Here is a 23,752-nt window from a genome sequence, read left to right as displayed (position 1 = left end):
AATAGTGCAGGCGCTTTTTTTATGCTCATAGACTTCATTAATTTGAAGATTTATAAGTAGGCTCTTGGTTGCGGAATACGCTTGCGTAAAAATAGCAATAAAACAAAATAGAGCAACCATAAGCCAGCCAACGCATAAAATCCTATAGCGACTTGAGAAACACTGGCACCCATTTGGTTAAGCTGCACAGAGGTATTGATTGCAGGCGTGGTCGGTACCAGCCAACGTATTACTTGTAATACTTGAGGCAATTGGTCTGCTGGCCAAGGGTAGCCGCTTAAGAAGAATATCGGTAAGGAGATAAAAATTAATATCTGCATGCTGCGCTCACGCTGCCGGAACCATAATCCGAGTACGCAGCCGAGCGTTGCGACTGTCGGACAAAATAGTGCCAAAAATAGCAGCGTACCAAGCATGTTTTGTCCGCGTGGATAATGATGTAGCTCAAACGCCCACCCATAATAAAAGCAGCCAACGATAAAGCTAAGCGAGCTCAAAGCTCCGATACGTCCTAGCCAGCCACGTACACTGGTACTGTGACGGCGCTGCTCATACCATGTGCCAATCAGCATTGCTGTCGCCATCAAAAGTGTCTGCTGTAAAATAATAACAGAGACAGCAGGTACGACATAAGCACCATAGCCTTCGGTTTGGTTATACAGTGGCATAATCCGTAGCGGTACAGCTTGCGTGTTCTGTGCTGCGGTAGATGCATAAGCGCCTTTCGCAATACTTTTCTTTACCTTGATACCAGCCGATACCGTACCTACTGCTTGAGAGAAACCCAATTGGACGTTTTTATTTAAAATAAAATAACCGCCGTTACCCAGTACGCTGACGTGCGCTTGCTCTCCAGACTGAACTTGCTCTTCAAGACCAGTTGGAATCACCATATAGCCTGCAATTTGATCTGACCATATAGCTTCTTTGGCAGCCTGCTCATTGATAAATCGTTCAGTGTCTAAATATGGACTAGCACTCGCATAGCGTACGAGAGTACGCGATAAGTTGCTGTTGTCATGATCAATGATACCTACTGGCACATGATTGACCACCTCAGACGAGTAAGGCCAAGGATAGAAAAACCCATAGATGATAGGGGCGATAATCAACATCAAAAGTACGCCTTTATCGCCAAAAACGTCTTTGAAAGTTTGGATAAAACTGTTCCAAAAGCTTTGTGAAGCCAGAGTGACCGTTGATGTAGTTTTTGAGTGTGTATTATTCGATTGTGCAGACATTAGCGTGCTCCCCAACGTTCAGGATGCGCCAATGCGCGTTTGGTTAATAGTGCCGCAAGTACTAGCGCTATTATGACCGCAAGCATGAGGCCATAGACAATAGGTAAGGAGATGGCGATCGGTGCTTGCATTTGTAACTGTGCAATATGGAGTTTGAGATAATGCGTTAGCGGCAGGGCATTTGACCAATATTGCGCGCTATCACTAATCGCAATATAAGGAAAAGTAACACCGGCGAAGGCGTAAGAAGGCGCTGAAATAAATCCAGTAGTCGATAGACCCATACGTAATGAAAAAGAATTCAAAGTAAAAATAGCACCTAACCAAAACGACAACATCATCAGGCACAAAAACCCAGCATAGACTGCCATGAGAGACATGATGTTGATATTCTGATTGGACGTTGCCAACCACAATATCAACGCTGACCACAAGCTATATGCCAGTATTGGCCAAAAGTATTTACCCAATAGACCAAATACTAAAACTGATAAGCTGACGGAATGGGGCATTTTTGCATTCGATGATGTTTTGTTATTGCTGCTATCTTGTTTGGTTGATAGCGAAGATGTCGTTTTTGAAGCTCTGGATAACGTTAAATGAGGCTTTCCTGTATCAATAAAACGGTACCAGCGACCGATATTCTTATCACGTAACTCGCGGCCAATCGTGGTTGCGCCAATGACCATTGCCAATATATGTAACAAGGCAGGTATGACGGTCGATGCCAAAAACTGCTGATAATTGGTCGCAGCATTGAATAAGCTAATACGCTGCACACTGATAGGCGCGTAAGCCGTCATCGCTTGTGATGGCGCTACGCCTTGTTTGACCAAACGTTTGATCTCTACACCTGCGGATAATGTGCTAGCGACCGCTTGGACACCTGCCTGAATAATACCAGAGTGCGTACCGTACTGTGCATTAACTTGTAGAGTCAACGGAGCAGGCTGGCTCGATAAGATATTACGAGAAAAGTCCTCTGGGATAATGACGACAGCGTAAATGTTACGCTGTAAAATGGCAGCCTCTGCATCCGCTTGGGAGTAATACAGCTGTTTGACCGTCAAAGTAGGACTGGCCTCTAAGTAACGCACGGCAGTATTGGCAACAGCGCTATTGTCTTTATCGATGACTCCGATAGGCAAATCGGTAATTTGAGTCTGTGAAAATATCCACCATATTAGCAGTACCGTTGCCAGTGGTATCCATACCACCATGCTAAAGTCCCAGTGATTTTTTGCCAAAAAGCGGCGCTCGTAGGCTGCACTGCGTAAAAAAGCCTCACTTAACTTAGTCAAGTGCATGGCTTACTCTTGGTTCTGATTAACAAGAGCAGAGTTGATACGTACGACCACACTCATACCCGAGCGGATACGAGCATCGGGCTTAGACGGTCGGGCCTTCACTTCAAAAGTACGCACATCAAAACCATCATCATTATTGGTCGGACGCCAAGTGGCAAAGTCTGATAGAGTCGATGTCGCATAGACGGTAAACTGTTTCGTATAAGGTTTATCCGCTGATGACAGCGCTGGAATAGTACCCGTAAATGTCTGACCAATAGCAAATTGATTTAAATAAGACTCAGTGACGTTAAGTACTACCCATTGGTCGTTGGTATCCACCAACGTCAGGAGCGGAACCCCTTGTCCGATGACTTCTCCAGCACTGACAATGACATTGTCAACGATACCAGCGATAGGACTTCTTAGGTTCGCTTCCTCTTTTGCTACTAGCGCTTCATCGAGTTTTGCATCGACCTGTGCGACTTGTGCAGTGGCCGCTGACTTATCTTCAGTACGTGCGCCTTCTAGCGCCAGATCATACTGCAAGCGGGCTGCTTCGGTTTGGTCCTGAGTAGCAAGATATTGAGCATACGCCTCATCGCGCTTTTGTCGCGCCATCAGTCCTTCTTCGTAAAGGCGATTGACACGCTGATAGGTATTTTCTGCCAAGTCAGACGCCGCTTTATTGGCTTGCCAAGCAGCTTTTGCTTGGGCGATTTCTTGCGGGCGCGCACCATTTTCTGCTTTGTCTAATTGACTTTGCGCGATTTGCTTACCAGCACGTGCTTGATTAATCTTGGCATTAATCTCAGGCGAATCCATCTCAACCAGTTGCTGACCTGCTGTTACCGTATCACCCTCTGTTACCATAATTTGGGCAATACGCCCTGGTACTTTTGCAGCGATCGACGTTTGCTGCATTTGCATTTGCCCTTGTATCGTAATAACTTCTGGCTCGCTATGCGCGTTACTTTTGTATAAGCCGTACGCAATCGTACCAAGGACAATCAGTATGAATAGTGCAAGTAATGCTTTTTTTATACGCGCAGATTTGTCAGTTTTAGAGGCATCACGATTATAAGTAGGTGTCGGTTGCTCTGGTTCAATATCAGACACGTTTTCTACAGGATCGACTGAATTTTGTGTATCGTGAGAGGTCGCTGACTCGGTTGCATCAGCTGATTTATTTGAGTCGTCTGATTCGCGTGGTAATTCTGTCATGACAATGAGATTCCTAAAGCAACAAAGTTGAAAATAAAGGGTTTATTACTAGTACACTCGAAACGCATAAGGTTTGGCGTTGTCTATAGTTTCAGAATTAAAAATAGCACCAAGAGCGACGATAAATGCTGAGTAATATAGCCATAGCATAATGACCACAGCAGCTGAAAGCGCGCCAAACTCAGCACTATAGTTATTAAAGTTTTGCACATAAATTGAAAATAAGATGGACAATATAATCCATAAAACCGTTGCCAGCGCAGCGCCTGGCATTAATTTTTTGAGGGCGACGGCATCACGATTTGGGGCTAGACGATAAAGACCCAAAAAGCTTAAGAATATGATACCTGTTAATATGGGCCACCTGCTCCAAAGCGCAATCGTCTTGGCTATCTGAGGGAAAGGGAAGTAGGCCGCCCCCAAAGGAATAATCGCGATAGAGGAGACTGCGATAATCAATACGACTACTGCTGCAAAGGTCAGACCAACTGCGCGGATCGTGCTTTGTACAAAACTACGCTCTTGAGTGATATGAAACGCAAGATTAATAAGAATAATTAAAGACTTAATACCTTTAGAACCCGCATAAAGTGCGAGCAAGGACGATATAAGCAGGCTGAAAGTCAGAGCAGACGTAGTTGTAGAAACCAACTCGCTCAGACGGGAGTTGAGCACTTCATATACTGTATCAGGTATAAATTGACTCAAAAGCGAGATTTGCTCTTGCATTTCGGCAGGAGAAAACGCGAGACCATAAAGCAGGACGAATACAGCCATCACTGGAAAAATTGATAAGAATCCAAAGAAACCTACACTTGCGCAATGCGCCCAAACATTAGAGTTGTTGGCAATACGCCACGTTTCTAGTAACGTCTGTAGCCAGTTTTTTATCGATTTAGAGGTCAATTTTTTCATAAAAGCAGCTGTTCGTAATAGGGTTGGTAATAGTATTTTTGATGTCGACTTCATGGTAATACAAAGCGTTTATCAGCACGACTCATGGTTTCTCACATCACATTATTGCTCAGTATATAAAGTAGGTAATTGAATGTCAGCGGCATTGAGATAAGCATTAAAAGCAAGTGGCGTACCACAGCTTTGCATAAGGGCAGCCAATGATTGTACATAGTCATTAGCAGCTTGTGCTTGCTCAGTACGTGCCTTCAGCGATTGCGTCTGTGCTTGCACTACGTCAACGGTGGTATTTACACCTTCTTGTAATCCTAAGCGTCGTAATCGCAATACTTCTGCTGCCAAATCAACATTACTTTGCAGTGCCTGATAGCGTGATTGAGCATTATTGACATCGTGCCAGTTTTTTTCTACCAGTAGCAATAAATTGTCACTGACTTCAATCTCAGAGAGGTCGGCCTGACGAATTTTGGCACTACTGGATGCTAGTGATGCGGCTTTATCGAGTCCGCCCCATAGTTTCCAACTGGCAGAGATACCGGCGACCCAGCTTGGATCTTTCTCTACCTGACCATAACCGTATAGTAATACCGTAGGCTTGTAGCCCGTATCTGATAGCGCATGTAATTGCTGAGCCTGTGCCCGCTTGGCTGCAACTTTTTGCAGTCCGGGATGGTTATTTAGTGCCAAGTCCTGAAAGTAGCTCACATCTGGTAGAGGGCGACTAGAGACAAACAAAGGTGTGGTTGGTTTGATACGGTAGTCGGTACGTAGTAGACGCTGTAGCGCAATCATGGCTAGGCGCGCATCATTATTGGCATTGACGGATTCACTCTTGGCATCCGCAAGCGCAGACTGTGCTTCTAGTCTATCGACACGTGAGATAAAACCTTCTTCAAACAGACGCTCGGCCATATGGTCGGTCTGCTGCAATGTATCGTAAGCGTCTTCTCGTAAGTAAGCGACGATAATCGCTAACTGTGCCTTAAAATAACGCTCAATTAACGTATTATAAAGCTCATTTTTATCCAGTACACTATCAGCCATCGCTTCTTGTGTACGTGCATCCGAGGCGCCAGTCAATGCGTCTGTACGTCCAGCAGTATAAATAGGCCAAACGACTCCAAGACCTGCGCCTGATGTAGAGCCTGAGCGCTTGAGGTTGTAGGAGTCGGGAATACGCTCACCAACCAGCTCACCAAAATCTGGTAAGTCTGCTGTAGGAGGGACTATATTATCTACCCCATTGTTTACTTCGTTGACGATACCGCTCCTAAGAGAAGATAAATCTATATCCTCATCTAAATGATAGGCACTGGCAGATACTCGAGCAAATACGAGCGGATTGTCGATAGTTCTGAGCGCGTCAGTTTGGTATTCGCTAGCGGCAATCGCTGCTTGATTGGCAGCGATTTTAGGTGATACTTGTACCAGCAGCTTTTGCGCTTGCTCTAAGCTCAAAAAGCTTGAGACGTCTAGTGCGTAGCTGTTATCGACTGCTTTATGTGTAATAGGGTCAACAAGCGTAGACAATGCCTGCGACTCAACGTTTTGAGGGTTTGGTACTGTATGAAAAGGCGCTACAGCTGGTTTATCATTATCAGTTGGACTATCAGCATCTATGATTTGTGTCACAGCCACTGGTGTAACATCATCTGACATTTCTATACTGTCAGCGTCAGTGCTCGCGTAAGTCATGACAGGCACGCTCATGACTGCAACTGTCATCATAGCAGTCGGTAGCGCTGATAAAATGAATTTCATAAGTCACATAAGCCATTAATTAGAATGTAAGGTATTATAAAATAAGGAACAGCACCGATAGATTTCATTGCTCAGGATATAAAGTTGCTGAACTATTATAGACTATTTGCCAGCTAGCAAAAAAATGATGCTCAAATAAATCATTCATATTCTAATATAAAAATACGTCTATATTAAAAGCGCTAACAAGCAGTCATTCGTCATAAGAGGTACACTGTAGAGCCACAATGGTGACGGGTCAATGCTCAGTATTTTGCCGTTTTCTATTGTGTGACCAGTAGCGGTATGATAGAGGATTGATTTAATTTTTAAATATCTGTTTATAAGTAACAACATAGCCAATAAAACGTTTTCAATTCAAGCGATTTATCTTTAAATAGATTTTGTTTTTAATCTCATTATGAAAACATTTAGGCAGTAATTAACAAATAAAAAATGCTCAATAAGCATCAGTCAATCAGTAGCAATTAATAAGTAGCAGTCAATGAATAGTCACTAAATGGCTATTAAGTAGAATGAATAATATTAGTAGAGGGTGTGTCATGGCAGGGTATATTTTAGCGTTGGATCAAGGGACTACGTCAAGTCGAGCGATATTGTACGATGATCATGCGCGTCCTATCAAAATGGTACAACAGCCAACGACGCTGCAAACACCAAGAGCTGGGTTCGTTGAACAAGATGCACAGCAGATTTGGCAAACTCAGATTAGCTGTGCACACGATGTTATTAATCGGGCAGGACTGCTTGCCACTGACGTTACCAGTATCGCAATTACCAATCAGCGCGAGTCAATTGTGATGTGGGATAAGCAAACTGGCAAGCCACTGGCTCCTGCCATTATTTGGCAAGACAGGCGTACTGCAAATTACTGTAAGACACTCGCTGCTGAAAGCGCTGTCAATAGTATGAATGACCCTGTGCATCAGGGTGTTGATAGCGTCAATATGGCACATGAAGTTCAGCGTATTACAGGCCTGCGTTTAGATCCGTATTTTAGTGCCAGTAAGATTGCTTGGTTGCTCGAAAACAACCCGAAGCTGAGTGTACGAGCCAGCAGAGGGGAGATAGCGGTTGGCACGATTGATAGTTGGCTGATTTATAAGCTTACAGGCGGGGAGCATGTCATTGATGTGACTAATGCTTCTCGCACATTGTTATTCGATATCCATAAGCTGGCATGGTCAGAAACACTTTGTGACCGATTTGCTATACCTATGCATATATTACCTAAAGTGCTACCGTCCGACGGCGATTTTGGCAAAACCAAAAAAGGCCTGTTTGCAAAGCAAATACCCATTCAAGCAGTATTAGGTGATCAGCAAGCAGCGCTCTTTGGACAAGGTTGCCTTGATGCAGGCATGGCCAAAAACACTTATGGCACAGGCTGCTTTATGCTAATGAATATTGGCCAGCAGCCAAAATTGAGTGAGCATAAGCTACTAACCACCATCGCATGGCAACGCAAAACGTCACCAATTCGTCCGGACAATTTATCATTTGACCAAATCGTACAATCAGGCAAACGCATGCTACAACCGCCCAAAAAGGAAGTCACTTATGCCTTAGAGGGCAGTGTCTTTATGGCGGGGGCTATCGTTCAATGGCTGCGTGATAATTTGGGTATGATTCAGCAGAGTAGTGACGTCGAAGACTTAGCCCGTCAAGTAAACAGTAGCGAAGATGTCGTTCTATTACCTGCTTTTACTGGATTGGGCGCGCCTTACTGGCGTTCGGATATTAGCGCTAGCATCACTGGTATGAGCCGTGGCACTACTAAGGCCCATATTGCTCGCGCTGCATTGGAGGCCGTTGCTTATCAAACCTATGATGTGCTTATCGCTATGCAAAAGGACAGCCCTCATCCTTTGACTGAGCTGAGGGTAGATGGCGGCGCTGCAAATAATGATTTACTCATGCAGTTCCAGGCAGATTTGTTGGGTGTTCCGGTATTACGTCCTAGAGATACAGAGATTACAGCGAAGGGCGCGGCACTACTCGCAGGTTTAAAGACTGGGCTATATGACGAATCGACCATGAAAGCTTCATGGCAGGTAGATCGCGTGTTTGAACCAAGTATGTCGGCTGATGCTCGTGAGCGACATCTTGCTAAATGGCAACAGGCTATCAAAAGGTCTCTGATGCCGTTATAAGATTGATTTACTTAATAAATTTATTGTGATCGTACATTTATAATTACTCAAAGTATGAGGCTGCCGTACACAAATGTGATAAAGATACAGGCTGTAACGCAAGATAATCGCAATACGGACACAGTTTACAAAATCGGCCTATCTGTCCTTACCTATAAATTTCTATACTTCAATTGGATTTAGTAAGACCGCTAATAATTAGCAAATAAATAATTCAATAAATAATAAATAACTTAAGGACAATACTATGAGTAACCATGATGCTATCGATCGCAGTGAAGTAAAACATATGTCAAAAGAGACAAAAGAAGACTTAAACGCAGACATCATTACCGGTGAGCCAGGTTCACATCCAGTAGGTACAGGTATCGGCGGTGTAGGCGGTGCAGCAGCAGGTGCAGCTATCGGCACAATGGCAGGTCCATTAGGTACGCTAATTGGTGGTGCTATTGGTGCTATCGTTGGTGGCGGCGCAGGTCATGCAGCAGCAGAAGCTATTGACCCAACTCACGAAGAAGCGTACTGGCGTGCAGAGTATGCAAACGCTGACTACCATAGAGAAGAATACGATTTCGATCGTGACTTGCATCCAGCATATGCAGTCGGTTATGCGAACCGTGCTCGTTATCCAGTAGATGCTCGTTTTGAAGATCATGAAGCAGATTTAGAGCGTTCATGGCACGAAGTAAAAGGTGAGTCTCGCATGGAATGGAACGAAGCGCGTCAAGCATCACGTGATGCATGGAACCGCGTATCATAAGAGAGGTTAAATAACTAATAGAACGATTAGGCAAACAGCCTGGCAACCAATGTATTTAGTAATTAGCTAGTATCAGGGATTGCTATACCATTACCTAAAATAGATTAATTGTATGTCCAGTTCTATTAGTAAATCTACTTATCAACATTTATGCTATTTTAAAACTTCCAAAGTTTAACTTTGGGAGTTTTTTTAGGCATAAAATTTGCAGCATATACACATACGTGAATATTATGTACTATAATAATGAGAACGATGGGGAATATATGAGTAATAACACTGAAAGTCATAAACAGTTTTATATCGCAACGGCCAACCTGCTGAACTTTGCGAACCCTAATCGAACTTATTATGAAAATGCGCCAGCTTATAACGATAAAGCCTACGAACATAAGCTGCGAGGTCTTACAGATTTATTGGCTAAAGCGCATGCTGATATTATCGCAGTACAAGAGGTTTGGGATAGTGACGCATTAGAAGCGTTGGCTATTTCACTAGGATTTAAGCCTGAGCAGGCGGTCATTCCACTTGCAAGTAATGATAGCGCCAGCGTATATACCAAAGGCATGGGTGCACAGAATACACCTGCTGTCGGTATTATCAGCAGATTTGAGCAGTTAGAAACCAGTTTGCTAGAAGATATAGCACCAAAAGCCATTATTGATGTACCTGATATCGGTCCTTATCAACGCTTCAACCGTCCTCCATTAGTGTTACGTGTTGACGCGTACGGGCAGCCCATTACAGTTATTACAGCGCATCTAAAAAGCAAACGTGCTTTTTTCTTACGTGACGAAAGTGGTGACCTATTAGAAGATATGGACGATCCAAATATTCGTGTTCGCGCCAAGCTTCGTAGTTTATGTATGCGCGCGGCAGAAGCGGCCTCTATCCGTATGTCTATCATAGAGCGATTGCAACATACCCGTGAACCATTGATTCTATTGGGCGATATGAATGATGTTACAGGTAGCGTGACTACTCAGTTGATGACAGAAACTGGGGAGGTTAATTACGATAAAAGTATGCGTGATGTTGCACTTTTTGATGCCGCTCGTATTCAGGCACGATATGGCTGGATGAAGGATGTTGCCTATACCCATATATATCAAGGCATGCCAGAAGTTATTGACCAGTTATTTGTCTCAGAAGAGTTTTTGCCTGATAGTAAGTTTTCGCTCGGTTATGTCGAACGAGTCGATTATTTTAATGATCATTTGAAGTGGGACTATGCCGATAGAGTCACTGATCATGGTATTATAAGGGCGAAAATAAAACTCAATGATTAACTTTATAAAATTAGACGGTTAGCTCTATTAAATTGCTGATCGTAGTATTATTTTTTAACCTATTCATGTCCCTTGCTTGATAATGTGCAAGCGTTTATGATGCCTCTGCATTGAATAGGGTAGTGACCATACAGGCTTTATATTTTAGCTGACAGTCAACCATCCTTTATCTGAGGATAAATACTATTCAATGAAGATTATATTTATAAAATAGGGCGCAACATTAAGAGATTCACAATGAGTGATAATAAAGACGAAAAGATTGAAGATGTGTTGGTAGATTCGGAATTGGCAAAAAAGCTTGTACCTAATAAGTTTAAGTTTACTAGCCAGCAAGGCCGTGCACGTCGTCAAAAACTATTGGCTGGTGCCAAAAAATTGAGTGAAACGCATGCTATTAACGATATTACGTTAGCAGCTGTGTGTGAAGAAGCGGGCATACCAAGAGCTTCTGCTTACCATTTTTTCCCGAATATTGAAGCAATATTTTTAGCATTGCGTTTTTTGAATGCGATTGAAATATTAGAGATGGTAGAGACGGTCGATATTGGTAACTATGATAGATGGCAAGGGTATTTAACGGCGCTTATCGATCGTTGTATTACGATATTCCATAACGATGAGACAAAAGCCAAGCTTATCTATGACACCAATACACCTGATTTTGAAGGTGACAGCTTTGGTGAGGATATGGATCATCAAATTGTTGATCTGGTCTATAAGCGTTTGTCAGAGCGTTATGAGATGCCAAACTTCCATGATATCCAAGATACCTTATTGATTGCTTATAGCATCGTAAATGCTATCTTTACGTTGTCTTATCGCCGTCATCAGAGTATCACTGAAGAGTATATCCAAGAAGCAAATACAGCATTTATTGCTTATTTACGTTGTTATCTACCAGAAAAGTTGCCACGTAAAAACCGCTAATTGAACTTGAGTTAAACACGAAAAGCCGACAAATATGTCGGCTTTTTTATGTTTAGTCTTTAGCATAAGATTGAAAGTTATAGAAAGTCATATTTTTAATAAAACAGCGACTATTCTAACGGTTAGACGTCAAATCTTGTCCACGGCAAGTATCATCGCTCGCGTCTAAAGGCGAGTACTGTTTATGATAACTGGCTATTGACTTCTCTAGCGCTACATTGGTCTGTGAGTTATTGGCATTGACATAAGCTTCGCGGGCTTGTTCAAGCCAGCGATCAGCCATGCGAAAATGCATGCTAGATTCGCGCCAGCCTCGTGCGCATTGATTGGTTGCTGCCCAAATTAAAGCCACTTCACTAAATGCCATCTCACGTGGTGCTGATGCTATGCCATCGCCGTCTTTAAGTGCGCTTAAAGTTGCCCATAGATCAGGACGCATTAGAGCAGAGGTAGACGGAATATCTTGATGCAAGCCCAAGTCTTGTAACGTATCATTATCTAGCGCTTGCAATATAGGATCTGCCATTTCTAACGCAACTTGACCAGCAGATGAGCGGCTATTCATACTGTCTTGATGAATAGCATAGTTCAACCACGCTTGCGCTTTATAAGCGAAATACTGTTGAGCTGCTGTCTTGTCTTTTTGCTGATAGGGTTTTAATTGCGTGACCATACAATTTAACAGGCGCTGTTGTTCGCTTTGATATCTATAAGAGCGTACTTGAGTCTGACTATCATCGCGGCAGTATTCAGCCATGCTAATTGAGTGAGCCACTTGGACAGTCTCACTCTTAGCTAAAGCTGGTTGTATAAAGGTTAACGAAAATAAAGCTGACAGTGTAACGCATACTGAGCGCTTGAAAGGTGCTGCTTTGATGGCTGAATCAAACATGGTGTAAACCTTATGTTAAGGTAATAAACGTTGGTATTATTTACCATTACTAGGGCTGACTTAGTTGTTTATTGAATGACAAAATAATTCATCATAAGACAAGCATGATACTGTCATAAGGTTGTACTTACGACAGTATCATTAGTATCAATCAATTAAAATGCAGAATTGCTGCTTAGACGTTGGTTCTTACGTGGGTCTTCACGTTTAAATAAGTCTTCATCGAACTTAAAGCGCAATCTAAAGTAAGCACCTTGCTGAGTACTGTCGTCATAAGCAATATCTTCATCTTCAAAGCCCATGAAGTTATAACCAAGTGATAACCAAAGGTTGGTCATTGGGCTATAACCCACTTCTGCACCAAGCATATAAGCCAAGTCATTCGCCTGATCATTCCAGTAAGTACCTGCTTGTAAACCAATATCCCAACGCTCACTGATGTCATAAAGACCGCGGCCATAAACAGCGTGAGCCGTATTATTGCTAGTTAAGCTGTCTGCTTCGTATTCTGTATACTTACCAGCATAACGTCCAGACAACGTTAAAGGACGCGTAGGATGGTAATTACCATTCCATGACCAAACCATAGTGTCTTTTTGATAAGCGTCATCGCCAGTATTATTATCATCCAAACGATATTCGAATTTTGCAAGCATATCTAACTGATTGCTATCGTAGTCACGATACGCAGCACCTAGCTGAAAACGATTGATAGTGCGATCACCATCACTATAGTCAGTGCGTGAATAGATATCTTTGGCTAAGAAGGTAACCTCATCAGTATAGCGATAGGCGATACCAGCACTACCAAGTAGCGTATCACTTGTTTCGCCCCAACGTTTTTCAAAACGTCCTGATGCTTTATAATTCTCTTTTGCAAGATATTCAACACCGATACCTGCCGCTGTTGCAGTGTTACTTTCTTCACCTTCCAGAGATTCAACACGCTCAAATAACGTATTTAAAGTTAGACCTTCTTGAACATACCACTTGTTTTTTAGACCAATAGCTGCTTCTGCCTCACGTGCACTGATGGCGTCACGCATGCGGTATTCGCTATAAACCTTACCATCTTTCATGTAAGTCGCGTCAAAACCAACAGTGGTACGTTGACGCTCATCTGTATCATCAAGACCATAAGTACCAGATAGGCTATTAATCAAATCATGACGTGCGTATAGTCGACCTAGATTTCCGAGCGGTGTCTCACCACCGATAGAAGTTGCATTACGTGAGCTGTTTTCGATATCTTGCTCATACTCTGCAAATACCAAGCTGTTATTCAACTTAGGTAGACGAGAGGTAATACGAGCACGAACAGTCGTACCTTCAATATCTTCTTCAGCGTCACTAACACTACTTAACGCTGACTGATTGATGATGTCATCATTAAACAGAGTGTCGTCTGTAATATCTACAACGTCTGTCGCTGCTTGAGTATTACGTGAGGCAGCAGTCGCGTCTTGTTTGTAATAACGAACCCCAATTTCACCAACGATGTTTTCACTTAAACGATGCTCAACGCTTGCTTGCACGCCTTCGCGGCTAGCGTCAGTAGTATGCTCTTCTGTGCGTATGCCTTCTAACTTAAGAGCAGTTTTCTTATCATTTAGAGTATGAGTAACCTCTACACCAGATTCAGTACGTCCAGCAGTAAGCGGTGATGCACCAGTGACGAAACCTTCATCAGCATCATTATAATAAGCTTTAGCTCGCGTATTTTTCTTATTATCAAAATCAAGCTCAATACGTAGTGCGTTACCTTCAACATCACTATCAGTCAATTCTGTCGCGTTGATTTGATTACTTGACTGAAAATTTGGGTTCTCAGCTTTGTTCATCGCATATTCAGCGACCAGCTTTAGCTTATCATTGAATTTAACAACACTATTAACACTAGCCAACTCTTCTTTGTTCAGTGGGTCATCGCTATTCACATAGCTACCACCGATGGCGACTTTGTTCGTTAGTTGCTGCTTCGCTGCAATACCACCGACGAAGTAATCTTCACCGCCTTCATCAACTTCTACAGTGACACGGATATAGATAGGGTTGCCTTCAATGTCTTGACTAGCAATCGGTGCCGTCAAGAATAAGCTGCGGCTGATTGGGTCAATCTCATAATCAGCAAAGCGAGTAAGCGTCTCACGATTGATAATAAGCCCAGGGTTGTTGGCGTCACGAGTAATAACTTCAACCGTTTCAGAGTTTTCTAATACCGCATCGAAGTTCTCAGCCAATGGATATGGGCCTGAAATGCCCAAACCGCGAGTCTCATTTACCCGTTGGCTAGTACTGGTCTCTGCTAAAAAGGCAGTAACACGAGTGTTGCTATCTTCAAATTGAGCTTTTAGACCAGTTAATGTACGGTTGTATTGACCAAGCTTGATACTTTCATCGTTATCAATTTGCGTTTTCAAATCACCATACATAGCGAACGAGCGACCTTTATCAAGGCGCACGTAAAGCTTGCTAGTAGACTGCGCATCGAAGCCTTTGGCTGATGAGTCGCCATAGACAGGATAGTATTCGCCAGGCTCGATATCACGGAATAAACGCTCGCCTTTTTTATCACTATCATATGCAAGTGTTAGCAGATAGTCGCCGCGTACTTTTCCTTTGAGGAACATCGCGGCACGACCAGAAGCTGTGTAATCATCATTACCAGCAAAGTCATTTAGCTCTTGTTCAAATGCACCTTGAGCATCGGTAATGCTGCTACCATCAAAGTCTTTTAGAGAAATAGCACCTTCTACAATACCAACAGCAAGTAGTGGACGTAGTTGAGCTGTAAACTGTAACGGAATGATTTGTTTGCTGCTACCAGTGTCAATTACTAGCTCGCCCTTACCTGGTACGCTAGGTGCAGTTACGGGTATTAATAGCTCACCACCAGATACGATTACTTGAGTACCAGATTGGTCTTTACTGCTATCCTTTAGATTAACTCGGCCGATATTCGTATCGATAGTAATCGGAGTTGATGCAATATATGGACGACCATCACGATCTTTTAGACTAATAACTACCTGATATTCACTAATGCCATCAGCTGGTACTAACTGTGCTTGAGTACGGTAATCGATAGCTTGTAAGCTATCAGGCGTTAATACCTTGATCGTTTGCTCAGAGATGACCTGACCATTTATATCAGTCGCAACACCGCGTAAGGAGTTTTTACCACGTTGTAAATCAACAGCATAGTAATCGAAAGCTACAACACTCTGCTTTTTCTGCTCAGCAGTTTTACCGATCTTCTGTTCTGATACTGGCTTGCCATTGGCATACAAGGTGAAAGTTGAGCCTAGTGGTGCCTGAACTTGGACCATTTGTTTATACGTGCTAAGTTGCTGACCTTCGCTGAGGTTAATGAAGGCAACATTATTACTCGCCACTTCTTTCAAGTATTCTTCGAGCTCTTTCTCTACTGGCGGCGCAACAGTGGTCACCGTCATATCAACATGGCTATCTGCTGGATTGACCATGTCGTTAACGATAGCTGAATCACAGCTATTACCAAGGTCTAAGTCACCATTGATGTTACAGCCACTAGCATCTACATTGTCAGTATTGTCGGTATCATAGTCTGGCTCTAGTGTTAGCTCAGTCTTGATAGCTTGCTCAAGGGTATCGTTCTTAGCACCTACTGACTTGCTACGAGCAATTAGCTCAGCGTTTAAGCGCTCAGTGCTATCTGCCATACCACCAACGATTGCAAAATCCGCACGATGCAATTCGCCGTATTTCAAATCAACAAAACGACTACCGGCATCACCAGCATTGCGATTGCTTTGAGTAACCAGTTCAGTTTCTCTAGGAATAGTAGTACGATCGACCTTTAGTACATGTGTTTTAGCACTGATACCATAGAAGTTATATTTACCTTCAGGATCAGTCACGATGAAGTTGCCGTTCTCCATGTAGATACGTACACCAGCGACACCAAGCTCGCCGTCTTCTTTTTGCTGAATGCCGTCGCGGTTGATATCGTGATAGACCTTACCGACGATAATACCATCAGTATTCATCACGCCGCGCTCTACATCAATCTTCCACTGCGCTTCTCTTGAGCCTACGCTTTGACCTTGGTCATTTCTAGCAACTGCGGTAGCGCGGTTAATACCATCGCCGCCTAGCGATGACGCACCGATGAGCACACGATAAGTAACTTTTTTACTTTCGCCAACTGCCATGTTTCCTAAGTTCAATACCTGATATTTACCATCAGCTTTAAACTCGGTAGTCTGTGCTTGATTGATATCAAGATTAGTCGTTGGGCTAACACGTACACTGTTCTCAACGTAGTCGAAACCACGCGGTAAAGCGTCTTTTAGTTGTACATCGTAAGCAGTCGATTTGCCGTTATTGGTAATATCGATGGTATAGCTGACATAATCACCAAGCTCTGCAGTTTTGACATCACTTTCTTTCGTGACAACCAAACTGGCACTATTATCAATGATACTTACTTGAGAACTCAGATCCTCGATAACTACAGTAAAATCGCTATTACTTGGTAGCTGATCAGCATCTGTACCAACAGAAGGAGCAATACACGCTTCTAGACTAGCAGTTAAAGTATCGTTAGCTAATGTCTGAATGAACTTATCATTAATAGCATTGGCGTTGTTTTGTGTCGGTGCAGTTAGACGATATTTGCCTGTATTATTACCAGTTTCAATTCCTTTAAGAGAGTAGGTATCACCAGTCATTGGCGACTTAACAGTAATCCATACTTGATCAGGCTTATCAGATTGTACATTACACTGCGCGTAACTGGCATCAATATAAACGTTGTCGCCGATTTGTGAGGTAGTTTTAGTACCGTCAAATTGAGGCGTGGTAAAGTTGATTTTAGGTTCAACAATAACCAGTCTGTCAATTGCTTCGACAGCTGCTATTGATGGATCTTCTAGTATGATAGCGCCAATCTTTACATCAGCGGTATCGCCATCTTCACCCTCGGCATCTGATAGAGCCTGTACGATAAGCTGAATACTCTCACTCTGACCCAGTTTGATCTGAGCGCTCAGGTTATCGAGCATGATTTGTCGATCTTCTGAATCGACTTCTCCGTTATTATTAAGGTCTTGATAGACTTTTAAATTAGAAAAAGTTGGTGATATAGCAAGTGTCAATTCAACAGTCTGATCACTATAGCTGGTGTTACTCAGTACGTTGACCCAACTTACCTGTGTATTAGGCATGACTGTACGTAAAGCATGCTGAGTCAAACTAATACCATATTCAGGTAGATCTGATACTTTGGTCTCTACCTGATTTGAAATGCCGTTTTGTTTGAGAGACTCAACAGCATAATCTGCATTAGCAATGTTATGGATAGTTTGTACAAGAGCATTTGGCGCAGCAAAAGCCATATTTGATTGCATAAGCAACATTGCAGCCGTCAGCGCAGAGATCTTCGCTGTATGCAACGTAGTACGATTAGACGGTGTCATGATAGATAGAGTCATATGTCGCTTATCCAATAAAACATAGAAGAGTAGGGTAGTAACTCTCTAGCTTGGTTCATCAAAATCGATTAGGTCAAGCTAGAGCGTTTATCTATGAGTAGCATTTACTACTCATAGATAAATAGATTGAATTATTTATTGATTAGTACCAGTTTGTGAAGGTTTTGCAGAGAATACAACGTTAGCGGTTGTACCAGCATTTACCGTTGCAAATGTAACCTTTATCGTCTGACCAAGAGATTGGTTAGTTGCTGTCGGCGAAGCTGAAAAACTGTTGGCTTGGTAGGTCAGTTTGTCGTCTAATGTATCTGATACAACAAGATTATTAATAACTTTAGCAGTATCGGTAAAAGTATTTTTAGCTTCTAACTTATAGAAGATACATTGGGCAGCAGTCGCTGTTGCATTGTTAATAGACCAAGCAGCAGAGCTAACAGCAGGATTTGCCCCGCAGTCAGCTGCTATTTGGTATTTTGCCAGATTAACACCCTGCATGGTCGTAGTAGACGTTGTAGACAAGGGATTATCAGAAGTACTAGTAGGTACAGCGGTACCGTTAACTGGGCCCTTAGGTTGAATAGATAGTGTCAAAGTCTCAAAATCGCCTATGTTGTTTACATTAGCTTGTGGAGAGTTTGGATCGTTACTACCTTCACCTGACGTGGTAACTTGCACGCCAATTTTGACACTTTCGCCAGGAGCCAGGCCTTTGCGATTGGTGGTACTGCCTGTCACAAATGGAGTAGCCGCATTCAACTCATAAATACCGTTTACGCCTACAAGTTCAGTTTCACCCGTGTCAAACTTACCGTTATTGTTGGCATCTACATATACACGTGTAATATTGATATTAGGATCATCGATAATGCCATTATTTCTAGTCGCAGTTGGCTTGATAGAAAGTTTGACAGAACTATCATTATCACCTGTGCCTGCTGCTTCCGTAATATCGGTACCGTTGTTTGTAATGGTATAAGTATAGGTGTTGGCAACTTCATTGTTAGTTGTAGGAGTGACTAAAGCCACTTCTTTGTTCGCACCTGGGGTGATAGCAATAGCACGAGTCTGATTAGTCGTTGTTACTGTCGCGTTGGTATTGTCATCCTTACCTATTAGAGGTGTGGCTGTATTTTCATAAGTGCTTTCTGTTAGGCCACCTGGCGTCACACCATCATCAGATCTATCGATGATATCAGGGGTGTTAGCATTTACATCACTATTAGTATTATCTCTAACAACTGCATAGTTGGTAAATAAGCTATTAGATGTTGCATCAGCTGCCTTTTTCGCACGGAAAGTAACTGTAATAGTTTCGCCTACTTTGATGTTTTGACCGGCTACAGTGATTGTTTTGTTACTATTCGAGAGGACAGCAGTACCCACCGCACTACCATTAGATGTTGCAACAGAAGGTGCTTTATAGTTTTGCTGTCCTGATGCTATCGCTACTAAACCTGATGGTAGGTCATCTGAGATGCTAATTGCAGTACCACTGATATTACCTTCGTTTTTGACAGTAATAGTGTAGTCAACAAAAGCCTCGGTATTGTTTAAGTCAAAGTTTTTGTTACCAAGATTGGTCGTAGCTGACTTGGTAATCGCATAGATTGGTGTCTTAGTTAATGCATTATCAGTATTGACGGCTGTATAATTAGCAGGAGCTGTATTTGCAGAGTTCGCTTTTAAGTACGTACTTTCAGCTGTCACCGTTAGTATGCCGTTAGCATCGGCAACACGCTTAGTATCAGCTTGAGCAGTAACTGTAATTAGAGCTTTTTCACCTGGTGCTAACGCAATTGAGTCGTTATTAGCAATAATGACTTCCCCACCAACGTTGGTGCCAGCAGCATTGACCTTTTGATACTTTATGACACTATTGCTAAGGTTATAATCGAAGTTATCACCGCCTGCATTAGCAAGGGTTATCTTGTAAGTGTCGTTAACGTTACCACCATTAGTTAGTGTATGGGTAAAGTCTACTGTTGAGCTCGCTTGCGCATTAATGGCACGGTCTTTACCAAAGTCATCATCCTTTACGTCATCAACGACTGTTGAGATCAAAGAGAATGAGCCAGTTTCTTTAACGTTGACTGTTACGACATTAGATTCTGCACTCTGTGGAGCATCACTACCTGCAACTGTATAAGAAGCTATCGCTTTGTTAGTAACATTAAAAGAGCCTGAAGTGCCGCCAGTAGGGGTTGCAGCAATCGCTCCAGTAGATAGACCCATAACAGCCGCAACACCGACAGCAAGCACACTGTAGTTAAAAGTATTTGATTTCATGTAATGCTCCAAAAAAAATAGTAAGGACTTAGATTAAAAAATAGAGTTTTAAAAAAGTTGAGGGCTTGATAGCTACTGAACTAATTGACGGTGGTATTAAGAGCAACGGCTGCAGATTTCTTAGCTGGTAATAGCTTAATATTCCAGCGTAACATACGGTATTCAGAATATGGAACCTTGACCATTTTGCCGTCTATTTTACGCATCAGCGGCATGTCAGCGTAGTTTTTACCATCCGTGCTGGCTTGTGCGCTTGCAGGGACTGATTCACCAGTAAATGTCATGTTAGTAGGAATAGGCAGAGTTACCATCAGGTCATTAATATCTTTGTTGATGGTATTGGTATAAGTTGCCTTATATTGAATTACTGTACCTGCTGGTGCGGTACGTACTGGTGTATAGATCGTTTTACCTTCCGAGTTTTTTACGACTTGATTAGACGTTAACTCCATTTTTAGAGCATCATCAGCATATGCTACACTTAGTAGACAACTAGAGGCTAAGGTAGCTAATAAACTGATACGTAAAGCGTTAAAAATTTTCATATTCTATTCCTTGCTAAAATCAAAACTGTTAGTAAGATTTTTATCCATCGTTAGCTAAGCAATAAATGTGCCAAAATAACTTAAGATAGATTGTATGGTTACATGATGACAAAATAAATATTCTATATTTACATTATTACAAACGAACTACTATTAGTCATCAGATATGTGATAAATGGTAGTTTAAAAGCGCTTAATGGCTTACATTCGCAAAGGTAGTATTCTAAATACTGTTTTTAAATTATTTAGAGGCCTCTTCATCAGACAATTTACATACATCGGCTTACTATCCAACAAACTGATTTGTACCAATCACAGAAAGCTGGATTTATAAGAGAGAGGCGCGAATAAGAGAGGTGGAAAGAAGTACGAAGTTTTTTGAGGATAAGAGATGCGTAAAAAGTAAAATAGCTAAATAAAACAGGCTCAGTTTTAGATGTATTTAAAACCGAGCCTGTTTAGTATGTAATTAAACCGTTGTAGCTACTTAGGTCAAACTAAGTACTAATTATGAACTTACTTTGGTGGAAAAAATTAAAGTACCTGATGCTCCGCTAGCAAGAGTTGCAAAAGTAGTAGAAACTTTTTGAGCATCACCAGTTCCTGTCAAACCAGTATTACTAGAACCGTCAGATCCAACAGCATTATTTTGGTAAACTGCTTGTACTCTACCATTCGCGTCCTTCCATTGACTGGTTGAGTCAGACACAACCACATTGTTCAAACTTAATGTGGTAAAGGTATTGGTTGCTGTAATTTTATAATAAACACAATCACCTGGGTTGCTTTTGAAAGTTGCTGTTGAGTTAGAACCTAGCGTTCCTTCATATGCGGTAATCGCTCCAGTACAACCAACTTGTAATGCCAACTGCTTTAGTAATGTTAGACCTTTAATAGTTGTCGTATTTGAAACAGCGGAAACAGTCGGAAAGGTTGAGTCAGCAGTAGCACCTTGGGGTAAGACAACTTGTAGACTGTTGGTTTCTGATTTACCAAGGTCTGCATTTGTACCGTCAGAGACTACCGTATAGCTAATCTCGACAGTGGCGTTTGGAGCCAAAGTAACGCCTATAGGTAGTTTATATTTACCCGTAGCAGCATCGATAACCTCTAATGCAATTTCGTTGCCATTTGTAAGTTTGTACTTAGGGTTTTTGACTTCAAGAGGTTTTGTGGTATCTGGATCTATGATAGTAATACCGATGGGACGGTTAACGCCACCTTCTGATGCATTACCAGTATTGGTAAGGGTATGGGTATATTTTACCTCGCCACCTAATATAGAAATTTCTTTAGTCGTACCAGCCGTAATGGTGAGCTTGCGATCAGTGAAAGTGATAGTAGTGGTAGTATCGGCACCAGCTGTACCTGTGCCTTCGTCAGGAACTTTTGTGACGTTATTAGTAGCTATAGTATCTGTACTATCGACGATATCATAACCATTAGTATCAGTCCCAGGTACTGGTACAGTGTTGCTGAATCTGTCATAGACAGTAGCATGGTTGGTTGCTGAACCTGCTGCAGATAGAGTTGTTTTATTAACAGACACCTTGAAGCTAATTATAGTGTTAGAACCAACAGCCAAGCTTGGAACAGTGATATCGATGATCTGTCTATTGCTACTATCTTTACCCGTTGAAGTGATGGTAGCACCAGTGGTGGACACAGTCACGTTACCAGACAATGTCATACCAGCAGGAAGCACATCTCTAATGATAAAATTGTCAGCAGCGACACTATAGTCAGTAGTGGCGTTAGTTACTTTAATACTGTAAGTGATATCAGTATTAGCAGCATTCAGATCGAGACTGCTACAATTTGTAGAGCTTTGACATGTTGCTGTCTTTTCTATCTTAAATACAGGTAACTTGACGATGCTTTGGTTTTCATTGACTAAAGTAGGCTTGGTAGAGTTTGCGGTAGTAAAAAAAGCACTGGTTGCAGTTAATGTACCTACACCCTTGTGGTTACCTAGTTGAGTACTAGAAGTCAATGCTGCATAAGAAAGTTCAGCGATTGTCCCTGGTATTAGTTTGATACTGCCACCATTCGCGATCGTACCTGTCGTGGTAGCTTGACCAAACTCAGACAAGGCTGTTTTTTGAGCATCTGTTAAAACATTACCACCTGTTTGTTTGATGACAAAATTGATGCTTGCTACACCAAGAGGGTAGTCTTGATTGGTTGTTATGATATTAGGATCATTATCCCCTGTTGTTTTAATCGTATAAGTATCTCTAACGTTACCAGTATTACTTAGAGTATGAGTAAAAGTGGTAGTACTGCCGGGCGTTGCTATTTGGTTTATATTTGCATCAGCATTGCCACCAGCGAGCGTGGCTATTAAAGAAAAGTTTGCTGTCTCGGTAACATTTACTGTGACAGTATTAGATTCGACGGCAGGCTGAGCTACCGTACCGATACTATAACTTGCGGACGCTTTGTTATTAATCGCTGCCGCCGGAGCGCTGACAGCAGTAGCAGTAGCAGCATTTGCTGTATTCAAGCTCATAAAAGCAGCGATACTAATAGTTAGGAGACTATAGTGAAAGCATCTTGATTTCATAGAAATTCCAAATATAAAGTAGATTTTTACCAAGCTAATATAGTGAATCAGGGTTTCAATAAACGTTTTATGATCACTGATCTTTATTTTTAGTCTTTCAGCGGTCACTGAGTTTATGGCTTATGCTTTAAAAGTATTTATGGTCGATACCGCAAAAACTATTAACATAGTCAATGTATAGAGCCTGAAATACTTCATATTCTTCTCTTATAGAAGTGCTGAAAATGAAGTGTTTTTCAGTAAAATCATAATCACAAATCATTTACAAAAAGTCACTATTAAGACGATAAAAGGTGATTTGAGTTAACTAAGTGGCAATAGTTCCCAGTTGGAAGTAGGGGTGGTGTGACAAATTTTAAAGAAGGGAGAAAAACAGGTTAAGACTATAAGAAGCTCATCTAATCATTATTTTAGATAAGCTTCTTAAGCT

The 23,752-nt window shown here is 42.0% G+C and carries 14 protein-coding genes; 4 read left to right on the top strand and 10 right to left on the bottom strand.

Features of this window, described 5'->3' with window-relative positions:
- Positions 1-50 precede the first annotated feature (50 nt).
- The 5 genes from Q0788_RS03405 to Q0788_RS03385 form a co-directional block, all read right to left on the bottom strand.
- The gene (locus Q0788_RS03405; RefSeq protein ID WP_298807870.1) at positions 51-1,241 is read right to left on the bottom strand and encodes an ABC transporter permease; all 1,191 of its coding nucleotides are present in this window, start codon (positions 1,239-1,241) and stop codon (positions 51-53) included.
- A complete protein-coding gene (locus Q0788_RS03400; protein WP_298807867.1) occupies positions 1,241-2,548 on the bottom strand; it encodes an ABC transporter permease in 1,308 nt (435 codons plus the stop codon). Before Q0788_RS03400 ends, Q0788_RS03405 begins: the two co-directional genes overlap by 1 nt.
- Positions 2,549-2,551: 3 nt before the next feature.
- The gene (locus tag Q0788_RS03395) at positions 2,552-3,751 is read right to left on the bottom strand and encodes an efflux RND transporter periplasmic adaptor subunit (protein ID WP_298807864.1); all 1,200 of its coding nucleotides are present in this window, start codon (positions 3,749-3,751) and stop codon (positions 2,552-2,554) included.
- 48 nt (positions 3,752-3,799) lie between these two features.
- Complete coding sequence (locus Q0788_RS03390) at positions 3,800-4,666, bottom strand: YihY/virulence factor BrkB family protein (protein WP_114700932.1); 867 nt, start codon at positions 4,664-4,666, stop codon at positions 3,800-3,802.
- 102 nt (positions 4,667-4,768) lie between these two features.
- On the bottom strand, positions 4,769-6,427 hold the full coding sequence (locus Q0788_RS03385) for a TolC family protein (protein WP_298807855.1): 1,659 nt from the start codon (positions 6,425-6,427) through the stop codon (positions 4,769-4,771).
- A 542-nt stretch (positions 6,428-6,969) separates the two neighbouring features.
- Here Q0788_RS03385 and glpK point away from each other — a divergent pair.
- The 4 genes from glpK (at position 6,970) to Q0788_RS03365 (ending at position 11,559) form a co-directional block, all read left to right on the top strand.
- Complete coding sequence (gene glpK / locus Q0788_RS03380; RefSeq protein ID WP_298807852.1) at positions 6,970-8,580, top strand: glycerol kinase GlpK; 1,611 nt, start codon at positions 6,970-6,972, stop codon at positions 8,578-8,580.
- Positions 8,581-8,827: 247 nt separating this feature from the next.
- Complete coding sequence (locus tag Q0788_RS03375) at positions 8,828-9,340, top strand: hypothetical protein (RefSeq protein WP_057759401.1); 513 nt, start codon at positions 8,828-8,830, stop codon at positions 9,338-9,340.
- A 266-nt stretch (positions 9,341-9,606) separates the two neighbouring features.
- Complete coding sequence (locus Q0788_RS03370; protein ID WP_298807850.1) at positions 9,607-10,629, top strand: endonuclease/exonuclease/phosphatase family protein; 1,023 nt, start codon at positions 9,607-9,609, stop codon at positions 10,627-10,629.
- A 237-nt stretch (positions 10,630-10,866) separates the two neighbouring features.
- Positions 10,867-11,559, top strand: coding sequence for a TetR/AcrR family transcriptional regulator (locus tag Q0788_RS03365; RefSeq protein WP_057759404.1), 693 nt, complete (start codon positions 10,867-10,869; stop codon positions 11,557-11,559).
- 115 nt (positions 11,560-11,674) lie between these two features.
- Here the strand turns inward: Q0788_RS03365 and Q0788_RS03360 are convergent, their stop codons facing one another.
- The 5 genes from Q0788_RS03360 to Q0788_RS03340 all read right to left on the bottom strand — a co-directional run bounded on the left by Q0788_RS03360 (position 11,675) and on the right by Q0788_RS03340 (position 23,268).
- Positions 11,675-12,451, bottom strand: a complete 777-nt coding sequence (locus Q0788_RS03360) for a hypothetical protein (RefSeq protein WP_298807848.1) — start codon at positions 12,449-12,451, stop codon at positions 11,675-11,677.
- 155 nt (positions 12,452-12,606) lie between these two features.
- Positions 12,607-17,925 carry a hypothetical protein gene (locus tag Q0788_RS03355; protein WP_298807845.1) on the bottom strand — a complete coding sequence of 1,773 codons (5,319 nt, stop codon included), beginning with the start codon at positions 17,923-17,925 and terminating at the stop codon, positions 12,607-12,609.
- 135 nt (positions 17,926-18,060) lie between these two features.
- Entirely contained in the window at positions 18,061-20,211 is a 2,151-nt protein-coding gene (locus Q0788_RS03350) for a hypothetical protein (RefSeq protein WP_298807843.1), read from the bottom strand.
- A gap of 80 nt (positions 20,212-20,291) precedes the next feature.
- A complete protein-coding gene (locus Q0788_RS03345; protein WP_298807840.1) occupies positions 20,292-20,756 on the bottom strand; it encodes a hypothetical protein in 465 nt (154 codons plus the stop codon).
- A gap of 508 nt (positions 20,757-21,264) precedes the next feature.
- Complete coding sequence (locus Q0788_RS03340; RefSeq protein WP_298807838.1) at positions 21,265-23,268, bottom strand: hypothetical protein; 2,004 nt, start codon at positions 23,266-23,268, stop codon at positions 21,265-21,267.
- Positions 23,269-23,752: the final 484 nt, after the last annotated feature.

The organism is uncultured Psychrobacter sp., from assembly GCF_947500265.1.
Taxonomy (GTDB): Bacteria; Pseudomonadota; Gammaproteobacteria; order Pseudomonadales; family Moraxellaceae; genus Psychrobacter.
This window is presented reverse-complemented; position numbering and strand designations above follow the sequence as displayed.

Bases quoted from the DNA above. Each gene is read 5' to 3' on its own strand.
- Q0788_RS03405 (WP_298807870.1), bottom strand. From the start codon at position 1,241: ATGTCTGCACAATCGAATAATACACACTCAAAAACTACATCAACGGTC.
- Q0788_RS03400 (WP_298807867.1), bottom strand. From the start codon at position 2,548: ATGCACTTGACTAAGTTAAGTGAGGCTTTTTTACGCAGTGCAGCCTAC.
- Q0788_RS03395 (WP_298807864.1), bottom strand. From the start codon at position 3,751: ATGACAGAATTACCACGCGAATCAGACGACTCAAATAAATCAGCTGAT.
- Q0788_RS03390 (WP_114700932.1), bottom strand. From the start codon at position 4,666: ATGAAAAAATTGACCTCTAAATCGATAAAAAACTGGCTACAGACGTTA.
- Q0788_RS03385 (WP_298807855.1), bottom strand. From the start codon at position 6,427: ATGAAATTCATTTTATCAGCGCTACCGACTGCTATGATGACAGTTGCA.
- glpK (WP_298807852.1), top strand. From the start codon at position 6,970: ATGGCAGGGTATATTTTAGCGTTGGATCAAGGGACTACGTCAAGTCGA.
- Q0788_RS03375 (WP_057759401.1), top strand. From the start codon at position 8,828: ATGAGTAACCATGATGCTATCGATCGCAGTGAAGTAAAACATATGTCA.
- Q0788_RS03370 (WP_298807850.1), top strand. From the start codon at position 9,607: ATGAGTAATAACACTGAAAGTCATAAACAGTTTTATATCGCAACGGCC.
- Q0788_RS03365 (WP_057759404.1), top strand. From the start codon at position 10,867: ATGAGTGATAATAAAGACGAAAAGATTGAAGATGTGTTGGTAGATTCG.
- Q0788_RS03360 (WP_298807848.1), bottom strand. From the start codon at position 12,451: ATGTTTGATTCAGCCATCAAAGCAGCACCTTTCAAGCGCTCAGTATGC.
- Q0788_RS03355 (WP_298807845.1), bottom strand. From the start codon at position 17,925: ATGACTCTATCTATCATGACACCGTCTAATCGTACTACGTTGCATACA.
- Q0788_RS03350 (WP_298807843.1), bottom strand. From the start codon at position 20,211: ATGAAATCAAATACTTTTAACTACAGTGTGCTTGCTGTCGGTGTTGCG.
- Q0788_RS03345 (WP_298807840.1), bottom strand. From the start codon at position 20,756: ATGAAAATTTTTAACGCTTTACGTATCAGTTTATTAGCTACCTTAGCC.
- Q0788_RS03340 (WP_298807838.1), bottom strand. From the start codon at position 23,268: ATGAGCTTGAATACAGCAAATGCTGCTACTGCTACTGCTGTCAGCGCT.